Consider the following 10,982-nt stretch of genomic DNA (forward strand, 5'->3'; position numbering starts at 1 on the left):
TTGCTTTTTCGACGCCAGATCAATCGCTGCGACCGCGTAGTCACGGCGCACGATGCCCCGGAACTTGCTCAACCGATCGTTGCGACGCTTGTCTCCACGACTCAAACGACTAGCCTTAGACATTGACATCCTCCTTTTGTGGTTGGGATAACCAAGCCCCTTATGACCACATCAGGAGGATGTCCCAGTTACCAGCCCTTCCAGCTATTACTAGGAGCGCCCGGAGCTTGCGGAGGGCGCGACCAATCCCCGCTCCCTGAGGAGCGCCCGGAGCTTGCGGAGGGCGCGTCACGAAGGGTCACGCCGGCCGCTCGTTGCGCGCCGCCCGTTCGACGATGGTGGCGATGCGTTTGGTCTTGGTCTCCGGCCGCTTCGCCAGGGCGAGCTGCGACAGTCCGACCTTGCGCGCACTCGGCGGGAACGCGTCCCAGTTGGCCCGCGCGACGGGATCGGCGTCGAGGGCGGCGGCGAGTTCGGGGGATTCGATGAGCGCCTCGGCGTCGTCGAACAGCGTCCACAGGCCGCGGGCCTGAGCGTCGTCGATGACGGCCTGCCCGGCGGGCTGAATGCGGCCGGCGGCCGCGAGGTCGGCGACCCGCGCCTTGTTCGACGCCGACCATCCGCTGTTGCGACCGCGCCGGGTGAACCACATGCCGCGGCGGTCGGCGTCGATGACACGGGTGTGACCGTCGATCCATCCCCAGCACAGCGCTTCGCGCACGCACTCGTCGTAGTCGAGCGGTTCCCGGCCCGAACCCTTGCGCCAGAAGACGAGCCACACCCCCGGCGAGGTCTCATGGTTGTCGCGCAACCACTCTCGCCAGGCCTCGACGGTGTCGAGGCTGAGCTTCGGCGCGTCTTGGGTCGGCCATGTGTTCACCCTAATGACCTCGGCCTTCTCTCGGTACATTTGAGCCGTGAACGAGATCGTCGACTTCGCCGAGAGCTACTGGTGGCTGATCTTCCCGGTCGGCGCGGTCGTCGGCGGGTGGGCCGGTTCGATCGGCAAGTACAACGAGAAGCGACGCAAGGACAAGATCGAGCTCGCCCGGATCAAGGCGAACGCCCAGACCGAACAGCTGAAGCTCACGACGACCTCGGCCGACCAGTTGCGCCGGGTCCGTAAGCAGCACGACGCGCTCAACGAGAAGTGGTTCGCCTACGAACTCGATCTCGCAACACTGATCGAGTACCCGCTGATGACCGACATGCGCGAACCGTTGACGCTCGCCTTCCACCGGGCCCGGGTCCGCGCGGATGATCTACGGCCCGAATCGGATTCCGCCGCCGTCGGCACGGCCGAGGCCTCCATGTCCGCAGCCGACTTCGCCGAGTACCGCGATGCGGTCGGCGACTACGCCGCCGCGTTCGACGCTGCCGAGCGAGAAGCGCGGCGTCGCAAGCAGACCGGGTTCTCCCCCATCGAACGCGAGGCACTCGACCGGGCACGCAAACTCATCAACGTCGCCGCCGACACCGGCGCCACGCCGGCCGAGAGGCAGGCCGCCTACAAGAAGGTCCGTGCCGAGCTCGACGGCATCATCGACGTTCCCCGGGTGGCGGCCGCACATCTCGAACAGCAGATCGCCGGCGCGCTGGAGCGCGGCTCGGACTGAACGTTCCGGGCCGATCAGAGGTCCGGGATCGGGAGATCCAGGTTGGGCGCGATGATCCCGCCGTCGACCTCGAGGATCTTGCCGGTGACATACGCACCGGCGGGCGACGCCAGGTAGAGCGCCGCCGCGGCGATGTCCTCCGGATCACCGAGGCGGTGCAACGGCGTGGAGGTCTCGACCTCGGTGCGCATCCCTTCGTCGCCGGCGACGATCTCCAGCGCCGAGGTCAGGATGGCGCCGGGAGCGATGCCGTTGACCCGGATCTTCGGGTTCAGATCCATCGCCGCGATGCGGGTGTAGTGCGCGAGAGCGGCTTTCGCGGTGCCGTAGGCGGCATAGGCGCGTCCGGGCACGCGGCCGACCGCGGAGGTGATGTTGATGATCGACCCCTGGCCCGTGGTCGCGAGGATCTGTTTGGCGCCGGCGACGACCAGCGCGTGCGCGTTGCCGACGTTGAAGTCGAAGGCGTCCCGCAGGTGCTTGGGACTGGTGTCGAACAACGGCCGCGGCATCGCACCGCCGACGTTGTTGACCACGGTGTCGAGGCGACCGAACTCATCGACCGCGGTCTGAGCGAGTGCCGCCGCGGCGTCGGGATCGGCGAGATCCACGGCGACGGCGTGCGCCCGTCGGCCGGCCGCACGGATGCGCTCGGCGACCTGCGCGAGGTCGGACTCACTGCGGGCCGCGATCACCACGTCGCCGCCTGCCTCGGCGAAGGCGACCGCGATCGCCGCCCCGAGTCCCCGGCTCGCGCCGGTCACGATGGCCACCTGGTCGTCTATCCGGAATCTGTCGAGAATCACCCGTCGACCATGCCACGGCGAGGCACAAAACGAGAACGTGTTCTAGAAATCGGCCGAAACCGGCAGGTCACCCGGGCTCAGTAGTCGCGGTTCGTGGTCACCACGGACAGGAGTTCCTCATCCGCGACGAATCGGCGCAGGTTTTCGGCGACCCACGGCGCGAGCTCACGCGTCAGACCCGACGCCGGGTTGGCGACGTGCGGGGTGATGATCACGTTCGGAAGCGACCAGAGCGGATGGTCGTCGGCGGGCGGTTCCGGATCGGTCACGTCGAGCGCCGCCCCCGCGATCTGCCCGTCGACCAGCGCGCGGTGCAGCGCCTCCTCGTCGACAAGGGGCCCGCGCGCGACGTTCACCACCCACGCGTGTGCGGGTAGTGCGGCGAGGCTCTCGGCGTTGATCATGTGCCGCGTCTCCGGCGTCGACGGCGCGGCCAGCACAACGTGGTCGAACGTCCCCCACAGCTGATCCAACTCATCCGACCGTCGGACCTCGTGCGCGCCGGGCACCTCGCGCCCGGACCGGTTCACCGCGACGACGCGAGCGCCACATGCCCGAAGACGCGGAGCGAGGGAGGCGCCGATCCCGCCGGCTCCGACGATGGCGACCGTGGAACCGTGCAGCGACCGGACCGCGGTGTCGATCCGCTCCTTGTCCCAGTGGCGCAGGACGGCGGTGTTGATCTGACGGAGCCCGGCGAGGAGCAGAGCCAGTGCGTGTTCGGCGACGTTCTCGGCATAGAAGCCGGACGCATTGGTCCAGATCCGACGGTCGTCGAGTACGTCGGCGGCGACGAAATCCTCGATCCCCGCGGTCTTGAGGGCCACCCATTCGACGGCGTCCGGCAGTTCCGGGAACTCCCCGGGCGGCCCGATCCACACCAGCACCCGGGCGTCGTCGAGACCGACGATCCGGCCGCCCGCACCTTCGATCGCGGCGACCAGATGCTCGTCGCGGACGGGTTCGACGGCCACCGCCACCGGCGTCATCGGGCCACCGATCGAGCCGCGGTGGTCGCGAGTTCGTCGGCGATCTCGTTGAAGTGATCGCCGGCATGCCCCTTGACCCAGCGCCACTCCACCTGATGTCGCTTCTCCTCCTCGACCAGACGACGCCAGAGATCCGCGTTCTTGACCGGCTTGCGATCCTTGGTCTTCCAGCCGTTCGCCTGCCAACCGTTGACCCACTTCATGATGCCGTTGCGCACGTAGGTCGAATCGGTGTAGATGATGACGGTCGACGGCCTGGTCAGTGCCGCCAGGCCTTCGATGGCGGCCGTGAGCTCCATCTTGTTGTTCGTCGTATCCGGCTCCGACCCGGAGATCCGCTTCTCGGTGCCCTTGTATCGAAGCACCGCGCCCCAGCCACCCGGGCCCGGGTTGCCCAGGCAGGCACCGTCGGTCGAGATCTCGACGACGGCCGAGCCGGCCGCCGGATCTGCGGAGGAGCCGTCGGTTGCCTGTTTCGCGGAAGCTGTCACGCAGGGAAGCCTACGGCAGCCGCGACCCCCGATCGCAGGCTCACGGCTAGGGTGGAGTCATGGTTGTGTGGGACCCGACACGCTATCTGCAGTTCGCCGACGTCCGTGCGCGTCCGTTTCTCGACCTCATCGCACAGATCCCGACCAACCCGCTGTCGGTGATCGACCTGGGTTGCGGACCGGGTCATCTCACCAAGCACCTTCGGGCACGCTGGCCGTCGGCGGAGATCCTGGGCATCGACGATTCGGCGGAGATGGTCGATCGCGCGATCCGCGACAACACCGATCCGCATGCCAACTACGACGCCGCCGACGTCTCGCAGTGGACGCCTCACCGGCCGGTCGACCTGATGATCTCCAACGCGATGTTTCAGTGGGTACCCGACCACCTCGACGTCATCGACCGACTGCTCGGCCACCTCACCGACGGAGGCGCGTTCGCGCTGCAGGTGCCCAACAACACGGACTCCCCCACCCACTCTGTCCTCGCCGATCTCGCCGCGACCGAGCCGTATCTGGGAGCTTTCGGCGACCTGCGGGCACTGCCCCGACTCGACGCCGAGATGTACCTCGAGTTCTTCGCCGGCCGCGGTTACCACGCCGACGCCTGGGAGACGACCTACTTCCACGTGCTCGACGGACAGGACCCCGTGTTCGACTGGATGTCCGGCACCGGCGCCCGCCCGTACATGCAAGCGCTGTCCGACGAACTCCGGGGGCAGTTCGTCGCCGATCTCAAGCAGCGCCTCGCCGAGGCCTATCCCCGACGCGAATGGGGCACGGTCCTGCCCTTCCGCCGCACGTTCGCGGTGGCCACCCGCCGCTGATCCGCTGGGCGCCGCGATCCAGATCCCAGAGAAACAACTCCCCCACTGCTCCCTTCAGTGTCAGGCTTGTGGAGCCGGAGGATGGCTCGCAAGCTCGCTCCTCCCGGGTCACGCACCGGCTTCGGTTTGGCGTCGACGCTTCTCCCAGCTGACACTTCTGCAACACTGACACCACCTGTCATCTCCCAGGGGGTACATCCATGCGTCGACGCAGCCGGATTCGTCTGCGCCCGGTCCGCCGCGTGCTCGCAGCCGTCGCGATCGCCGCCCTCACGGGCGGCCTGCTCGCCGCTGTGTCCGCACCCGCCGAAGCCGCGGTCTGCAACGCCACCGGCATCACCGGGGGCGATGTCGGCAGCACCGGCAGTTCGGGGTCCAGCGAGCTCGGCTGGGGCAGTCTCGACTTCGGCAGCTATCGGGCGGATGGGAAGAAGCCGCAGGGCCCGCTCCCGAAGCTCACCGGCGCCAGCAAAGCCATCTCCTGGGTGACCGGTCCCCGAAGTCCCGCCCGCACCGACACCCGTTTCGGCATCACCGCGACCGACGTCGGCGTGCCGTGGGACAACGGCTCCGGTCAGATCCTGATGGCCTTCGGTGACACCTGGGGCCGATGCGCGGGGCAGATGGCCTGGAAGCACAACACGATGCTGCGCAGTGACGCGGCTTCGGACCTCGCCAAGGGAATCCGATTCCCGAACGCCGTACCCGGATCGGTCCGGTCGGGCGCCTCGGTGACACCGGCCCACCCGACGTGGGCGCAACCCATGTTCAACGCGGTCGGGGTGCGCAACATCGAGGTCGGGCGGATTCCCACCGGCGGGATCTCGATCAACGGCACGCAGTTCGTCAGTTTCATGTCGATCCACCGGTGGCTTGGCCCAGGCCGCTGGAACACCAACTATTCGGGAATCGCCTTGTCGCACAACAACGGTCAGACCTGGACCGTCGACAGCAACACCCTTCGCTGGAATGCCGATCTGACGGTCCCCGGCGTGCCCCAGGTGAAGCGTGGCCACAACCGGTTCCAGATGGGCGCCTTTCTCCGGAGTGGCGAGTACATCTATCAGTACGGCACCCCGAACGGGCGTTTCGGCTCTGCTCACGTGGCCCGTTTCCGCCCCGCCGACATCCTGAACCTCGACCGGTACCAGTACTTTCGCGGCGGCACGGGCTGGTCGTCGAATCCGGCCGAGGCCACGCCGATCGTCGCCGGCCCGGTCAGCGAGATGTCCGTGGCGTACAACGCATTCCTCGGCCGGTTCATCATGCTGACCGAGCGATCGGGGACGATCGTGATGCGCACGTCGCCGTCACCCGTGGGTCCGTGGAGCGGCGAGCGGGTGCTCGTCTCGCACAAGCAGTCCAGCGGTCTGTACACGCCCTACATCCACCCTCGATCGTCGGGTAGGGACCTCTACTTCGTCGTCTCCCGGTGGGACGACTACAACGTGATGCTGATTCGGACCGACCTGTCGAAGGTACGTTCGTGAGCCGGCGCATCGTGCTGATCCGCGCGGTGAACGTCGGCGGCGCGAAACTACCCATGGCCGAATTACGTGATATGGCAGCCGATCTCGGGGCAACGGAGGTCTCGACCTACATCGCGTCGGGGAACCTGATCTGTTCGCCGCCCGCCGACCCCGAGCGGTTCGACCGCGCGCTCGAGACCGCGCTGCAGGATCGCTACGGCTGGTTCCGGGAGGTCATCAGCCGCTCGCCCGAACAGGTCCGGGCCGCGCTCGAGGCGCATCCGTTCGACGTCGTCGACGACAAATACTCCTACGTGTACTTCCTGACCGGCGAACCGGCGCGCGACAAGGTGGCCGCGTTCGAACGCATGGACTTCGGCGACGATGTGGTCCGCGTCCTCGGGTCCGACCTGCACATCCGCTACGCCGACGGGGCCGGACGATCGACCCTGACCGCACCGGTCATCGCGCGCGGCCTGGGGGTACAGGGCACCGGCCGCAACCTGCGGACCGTGCGCACACTGCTGGAACTCGCCGGCCCCTGAGTGTCGCCCGGTGGCCGGGCTCCCGGCACGGGCGTAGCGTCGGAGAAGTCATCAGGACGAACCAAGCGAACCGCGAACGAGACATTCGCGTCGAGAGGAGTCCGCACATGAGTCAACCGGTCCCGCCGCCACGGCCGACGGTGATCTGACCGTCAGCCGCGCGACAGCACTCGGGCGACGCGGTCGAGGTCGGCGAGCTGTTCCTCGCGGGGGGCCTCCCACAGCTTCTTCGGCAGCTTCTCGAGGTCCTTGATCCCGGCTTCGGCTCGGTCGAGGGTTTCGGTCGCCTCCTCGCCACCGAGGTCCACCGATGCGATGAGCCGGTCGTCGAGTTCGAAGACCGCGTCGTCGAGGCGGTTGCGTGCCGCGACGAGTTCGTCGTCGTGCGGGATCGCCGGGTTGGCATGCACGTCGGCGATCGCGTATCGAATGCGCCGATGCAGCAGTGCTTCCCGGGTGTTGTCGGTGGCCCAGCTCTCCGGCGCCCGACCCGGTCGGCCGGGAATCAGGTCGGTGGATCGGGCGAAGGTGCGCACCCGTTTGTCCGAGTCGTACGCGAACCAGGCGGCACCGCCGAGGATGAACAGGGCAACCACCACGGTGGCCACGATGATGATGACCGCGATCATGTGGTCAGCCTACTCAGGACGACTGCACTCCCTTGGGCGCCTTTCCCGACATGAAACCGAACAGGTATCCGGCGACGCGTCGCATCTGGATCTCGTCGGCACCTTCGGTGATCCGGTAGCGCCGATGGTGCCGGTAGATGTGCTCGAACGGCTCGTGCCGCGAGTATCCGCGTCCGCCGAACACCTGCATCGCCTGGTCGGCGGCATCGCAGCACAGCCGGTTCGCCTGGTAGTTGCACATGGAGACCTCGGCCGACGCGGCGAACGGCCCGTAGGTGTCCATCTTCCAGGCGGTTTCGCGGATCAGCGCCCGGATCATCGCGCACCGGGTGTGCAGGTCGACGAGCGGGAACTGGATCGCCTGGTTCGTCGAGAGCTTCTTGCCGAACGGCGCGCGCTCGTTGGCGTAGGCCACCGCACGGTCGACGCAGTGCTGGGCGGCACCGAGACTGGAGGCCGCCTGCCGGATGCGGTTCTCGTTGAAGAAGTGCTGCACGACCTGCAGGCCGGCTCCCTCCGCCCCGAACACCGCGGAGTTCGGCACCCGGACGTCCCGCAGCGTGATGTGCGCGTGGTCGGTGGGCATGTTGAACGTCCAGAGATATTCCTCCACGGCGAAACCCGGATCCTGCGGGTCGACGAGGAACGCCGTGATGCCGCGGGCCTCGCCCGGTTCGCCGCTGGTGCGGGCGAAGATGATGTCGCGATGGGCGGCGTGGATACCGGTGTTCCACGTCTTCTCGCCGTTGATGATCCAGTCGTCGCCGTCGCGGACGGCGGTCGTCTCCATCCACGTGGCGTCGGAGCCGTGGTCGGGTTCGGTTATGCCGAAGGCGAAGAACTTCGTACCCGCGGCCAGGCCCTCCACCCATTCCTCCCGCTGCTCGGGTGTGCCGTACTCGAGCATGAGGAGCAGCCCGATGTTGTTGCCGACGATGGCGTGCTCGTTCTGCAGATCGCAGTGCAGCCCCAGACCTTTCGACGCCAGGTGCTCGCGGATGATCGCCATCGCCAGGTTCGATCCGTCCCGACCACCGAACTCGGACGGGAAGGGGTAGCGGAAGTGGCCGGCCGCATCCGCGCGTCGTCTCGCCTCTCCCAGAAGAGCTTCCCACTCCTTGTTCGGCAAACCACCACGCTCCCAGTCTGTTCGGGAGTCCTCGCGCCGATGGTCGAAGAAGCGGATGTTGTCGTCGGTCTGCTCGAGGGGAATGATCTCCGCCTCGATGAAGGCATCGAGTTCGGCAAGATAGTCGGTCAGCGACTCGGGCAGTGCGAAGTCCACGATGAACCCCTCTCGGTTGGGATCGGATGTCCGGCGGTCACGGGTGAGGGACCGCGAAGTACTTGGGGTTGGCGACCAGGAGTCGCGCCCGCACGTCGGCGACAACGGCGTCACGGACCTTCGGGTCGGTGCCGTCGAGTTCGCCGGAACGCAGGGCCTCGCACAGCGCGTGCTGATCAGTGACCCCGAGCGCACTCAGACGTTGCGCGCTCGCTTCGGCGTCCCGTGCACCGGTGAGCATCTGTCGACGCACGACGTCGACGACGTTGCCGGCCACTCTCGTATGGAAACGCACCTGCGGCGACAGGTCTGCCTGTACCGCGTCGGACCGCAGGAATTCGGTGAGCGCCTCGAGTAGTTCGACTGCAGTCGGTGAACCGTAGAGATCGTTGTCCGGTTCCTCGCCCGGCGCCTCGGCCAGCGGATCGGGTACCGGTCCCGGCGACACGAGACCCAGGTCGAGCAGTGCGTCGAACTCCTGCTCGGCACTTCGGCGTCCGATCGCGGCCAGTTCGACGGATCGTTCGACGCCATCGAGGTGCCGGGCGGCCTGCACCGCGCAGATCAGTCCCCACTTGACGGTGGCGTAGAGCTCCCACCAGCGCAGGGCTTGTTCGGTGGGACGCCAACCCGCCTCGCGCGCATAGGCGTCGAGGAGCGAGGTCCGGTCACCCATCCCGGCCACGGGCGTCGACCCTCCGAAACGCCACGCCTTCGCACATAGCCAACCGAGGTCCTCGACGGGATCGCCGAGGTGCACCAGTTCCCAATCCAGAACCGCAGCAACTCCTTCGGCGTCGACGAGCAGATTTCCCAGCCGGAAGTCGCCATGCACGAGCGTGTGCCGTGGTGACGGTTCGGGCCGGTTGTCCGTGAGCCACTGGGTGGCCAGCACCAGGCCGGCCGGCATCGCATCGAACTCGCGTGGGAACAGGTCCCGCAAACCGTCGATCGGATCGCCGAGATCACCGAGACCGGGCGTCTGTGCGACGTCTATCCGGTGGATACGTGCGAGGATCTCGCCGCACTGATCGACGAATCCGGCGCGCGCACCCTCGTAGGCATCGTCTCGCAGAATGCGCCGCGGGATGGATTCTCCGTCGATGAAATTCATTGCCAGATAGGGGAATCCCAGCGCGTTGTCGTCCTCGTCGAATCCGGCGTCGAGGATCTCCGGCACCGGCACCCCGGCGTCGGCGGCGGCACGCAGGACCTGCGCCTCGGCCCGCAGTCCGCCGTCGTCGGTTGCAGCGGGAACCGCGCGGATGATGATCGGCTCGACCTGCCCGGTTCCGTCGACGAGGGTGGCCGCGTACGTCGCCCTGCTCGCGCCCGCCGGCAGGAGTCTCGCGCCCTCGACCGAGAGCGTGCCGCCACGCTTGTCGGCGAGGCGGGACGCGATCTTCGCGGCGACACCGTCCGCTTCCGGTACTCCCACGCCCGATCCGTCCCTTCGCACCGTCGCCCGGCGGATGTAACCGCCACCACAGCGAAGCTAGCACGGGATCTGAATCCGGCCTCAGAAATCCAGGCCCGGAGTCTCAGGACTTCGGTGCCTGGAACTCCGGTTGGTCGATGATCCGCACCCACGATCCGTCGGCCTGCCGCGCCACCACCTGCGCGCGGGCGCCTGCACCATCACGGGGTGGAGTCGACGTGAGTGCGAGATCGTCCCCGAATACCAGGGTCGGCAACGGCGGTTCCGGCGCGAAGGTCGGCCGGTGCGCCAAGACCGATGCCCAGAGATCCCGGATCGCGGCCCGTCCGCGCGTGACCTCACCGCGCCGGCCCCGGGGCCGCACCGTCGATCTCGCCTCGCTGCGCGACCGATCGCTCATCTGCCTGCCCCGCGGCGCGGGTATCCGAAGCGTGTTCGACGCGGCGGCCTCGGTCGCCGGAGGAGCCATCCGACCCGCGATCGAGGCCTCGTCGCCGGACGCCATCATCGAGTTGGTCTGCAGCGGAATGGGAGTCGGCATTCTCAGCGAGTCGATCGCCGCGGCCGACGACCGCGTGGTCGGGGTGCCGATCCGGGATGTCGATGCCACCGCACATCTGGGATTGCTCTGGAGGCCGGGAAACTCCGCTGCTGCAGCACGGTTCGTCGAAATTGCCCGGAACGCGTTCGGGAAGAACGGTTGACCTTGTTGCTCGGGGAGCGGTGGCTCAGCATATCCCCCGCTCCCTGAGGTGCGAGCTTGCGAGCCCGACCTCTGCTCCCTGAGGTGCGAGCGAAGCGAGAGGGTCCTATAGCTTGTCAAGTGCTCCGAGGTCAGTGGTGAGGTCGCGGAACACTTCGCGGGCGATGTAGCGCTTGAGGCAGCG

General features: G+C 67.6%; 12 protein-coding genes and 1 pseudogene. 5 read left to right on the plus strand and 8 right to left on the minus strand.

The window, feature by feature from the left end; genetic code table 11:
• Window positions 1–298 precede the first annotated feature (298 nt).
• On the minus strand, window positions 299–880 hold the full coding sequence (locus tag FFS52_RS22755; protein ID WP_223258955.1) for a YdeI/OmpD-associated family protein: 582 nt from the start codon (window positions 878–880) through the stop codon (window positions 299–301).
• 37 nt (window positions 881–917) lie between these two features.
• Here FFS52_RS22755 and FFS52_RS22760 point away from each other — a divergent pair, with 37 nt between their 5' ends.
• The gene (locus tag FFS52_RS22760) at window positions 918–1,616 is read left to right on the plus strand and encodes a hypothetical protein (RefSeq protein ID WP_068971451.1); all 699 of its coding nucleotides are present in this window, start codon (window positions 918–920) and stop codon (window positions 1,614–1,616) included.
• Window positions 1,617–1,630: 14 nt separating this feature from the next.
• Here FFS52_RS22760 and FFS52_RS22765 read toward each other — a convergent pair whose 3' ends face one another.
• The 3 genes from FFS52_RS22765 to rnhA all read right to left on the minus strand — a co-directional run bounded on the left by FFS52_RS22765 (window position 1,631) and on the right by rnhA (window position 3,902).
• Window positions 1,631–2,422, minus strand: a complete 792-nt coding sequence (locus FFS52_RS22765) for an SDR family oxidoreductase (protein WP_068971452.1) — start codon at window positions 2,420–2,422, stop codon at window positions 1,631–1,633.
• 77 nt (window positions 2,423–2,499) lie between these two features.
• Window positions 2,500–3,411: a D-isomer specific 2-hydroxyacid dehydrogenase family protein gene (locus tag FFS52_RS22770; protein ID WP_068971453.1), complete on the minus strand. Its 912-nt coding sequence runs from the start codon at window positions 3,409–3,411 to the stop codon at window positions 2,500–2,502.
• Window positions 3,408–3,902, minus strand: a complete 495-nt coding sequence (gene rnhA / locus FFS52_RS22775; protein ID WP_068971454.1) for a ribonuclease HI — start codon at window positions 3,900–3,902, stop codon at window positions 3,408–3,410. The genes FFS52_RS22770 and rnhA overlap by 4 nt, the downstream gene beginning before the upstream one ends.
• Before the next feature lie 59 nt (window positions 3,903–3,961).
• On the opposite strand from rnhA, the gene FFS52_RS22780 reads away from it, so the two are divergent.
• From FFS52_RS22780 to FFS52_RS22790, 3 genes are all read left to right on the plus strand, one after another.
• The gene (locus FFS52_RS22780; RefSeq protein ID WP_137811002.1) at window positions 3,962–4,729 is read left to right on the plus strand and encodes a methyltransferase domain-containing protein; all 768 of its coding nucleotides are present in this window, start codon (window positions 3,962–3,964) and stop codon (window positions 4,727–4,729) included.
• A 200-nt stretch (window positions 4,730–4,929) separates the two neighbouring features.
• A complete protein-coding gene (locus tag FFS52_RS22785; protein WP_068971455.1) occupies window positions 4,930–6,219 on the plus strand; it encodes a DUF4185 domain-containing protein in 1,290 nt (429 codons plus the stop codon).
• Window positions 6,216–6,743 carry a DUF1697 domain-containing protein gene (locus tag FFS52_RS22790; protein WP_068971456.1) on the plus strand — a complete coding sequence of 176 codons (528 nt, stop codon included), beginning with the start codon at window positions 6,216–6,218 and terminating at the stop codon, window positions 6,741–6,743. The genes FFS52_RS22785 and FFS52_RS22790 overlap by 4 nt, the downstream gene beginning before the upstream one ends.
• Before the next feature lie 152 nt (window positions 6,744–6,895).
• Here the strand turns inward: FFS52_RS22790 and FFS52_RS22795 are convergent, their stop codons facing one another.
• The 4 genes and pseudogenes from FFS52_RS22795 to FFS52_RS22810 all read right to left on the minus strand — a co-directional run.
• Entirely contained in the window at window positions 6,896–7,372 is a 477-nt protein-coding gene (locus FFS52_RS22795; protein ID WP_065629435.1) for a hypothetical protein, read from the minus strand.
• A 13-nt stretch (window positions 7,373–7,385) separates the two neighbouring features.
• On the minus strand, window positions 7,386–8,657 hold the full coding sequence (locus FFS52_RS22800; protein WP_137811003.1) for an acyl-CoA dehydrogenase family protein: 1,272 nt from the start codon (window positions 8,655–8,657) through the stop codon (window positions 7,386–7,388).
• Between the two features lie 37 nt (window positions 8,658–8,694).
• Window positions 8,695–10,095 (minus strand): phosphotransferase family protein, encoded by a 1,401-nt coding sequence (locus FFS52_RS22805; RefSeq protein WP_137811004.1) that lies wholly within the window; start codon window positions 10,093–10,095, stop codon window positions 8,695–8,697.
• Window positions 10,096–10,198: 103 nt separating this feature from the next.
• Window positions 10,199–10,438: pseudogene (locus FFS52_RS22810) on the minus strand (DUF4440 domain-containing protein); the annotation flags it as partial.
• On the opposite strand from FFS52_RS22810, the gene FFS52_RS22815 reads away from it, so the two are divergent.
• The gene (locus tag FFS52_RS22815; RefSeq protein WP_223258956.1) at window positions 10,428–10,799 is read left to right on the plus strand and encodes a LysR family transcriptional regulator substrate-binding protein; all 372 of its coding nucleotides are present in this window, start codon (window positions 10,428–10,430) and stop codon (window positions 10,797–10,799) included. The pseudogene FFS52_RS22810 and the gene FFS52_RS22815 sit on opposite strands and share 11 nt — an antisense overlap.
• Window positions 10,800–10,982: the final 183 nt, after the last annotated feature.

The organism is Gordonia sp. ALPHA1B1, assembly GCF_005502615.1.
Taxonomy (GTDB): domain Bacteria; phylum Actinomycetota; class Actinomycetes; order Mycobacteriales; family Mycobacteriaceae; genus Gordonia; species Gordonia hongkongensis.

Coding starts and splice junctions, on each gene's coding strand:
- FFS52_RS22770 (WP_068971453.1), bottom strand. CDS start 3,411: ATGACGCCGGTGGCGGTGGCCGTCGAACCCGTCCGCGACGAGCATCTG.
- FFS52_RS22780 (WP_137811002.1), top strand. CDS start 3,962: ATGGTTGTGTGGGACCCGACACGCTATCTGCAGTTCGCCGACGTCCGT.
- FFS52_RS22785 (WP_068971455.1), top strand. CDS start 4,930: ATGCGTCGACGCAGCCGGATTCGTCTGCGCCCGGTCCGCCGCGTGCTC.
- FFS52_RS22795 (WP_065629435.1), bottom strand. CDS start 7,372: ATGATCGCGGTCATCATCATCGTGGCCACCGTGGTGGTTGCCCTGTTC.